The 371-nt window shown below is 43.4% G+C and carries 1 pseudogene; it reads left to right on the top strand.

Annotated elements, in window-relative coordinates:
* Positions 1-335 (top strand): annotated as a pseudogene (locus tag GJ688_RS20390) (hypothetical protein); the annotation flags it as partial.
* Positions 336-371: the final 36 nt, after the last annotated feature.

A 371-nucleotide genomic window follows, 5' to 3' on the forward strand; every position in this document is an offset into this window, starting at 1 on the left:
AATTGAAAAGTTCCTATGCCCTGGAGCAGATATCTTCTGCGGATGATTGCGTCGTCGAAGCGTTAGTGTATACGGCGGTATTAACACTTATCGTTAGTCGAAATATCCTTGAAGTGCTGAAAGAACAGTATCCGCAAAATACCCAGCGACTTACCTCACTTCGCTGGTCCAAAATATTTGCGGCAATGGCGTACAATGTTCTTAATGCGGTATTAATTTATCAAGGAATCAATCCTCGTGGATACAATCCACTTACGGGAGCCTTCCTCGCGGAAGCCATTGATCCCAATGTAAACCGAAAGCGACTTCTCGACCCCTGGGTGGTATTTGATTGATTTTATGGTATTTAGTGTCTTAACCGAACACTAATG

This window comes from Heliobacterium mobile, assembly GCF_009720735.1.
GTDB lineage: Bacteria > Bacillota > Desulfitobacteriia > Heliobacteriales > Heliobacteriaceae > Heliobacterium > Heliobacterium mobile.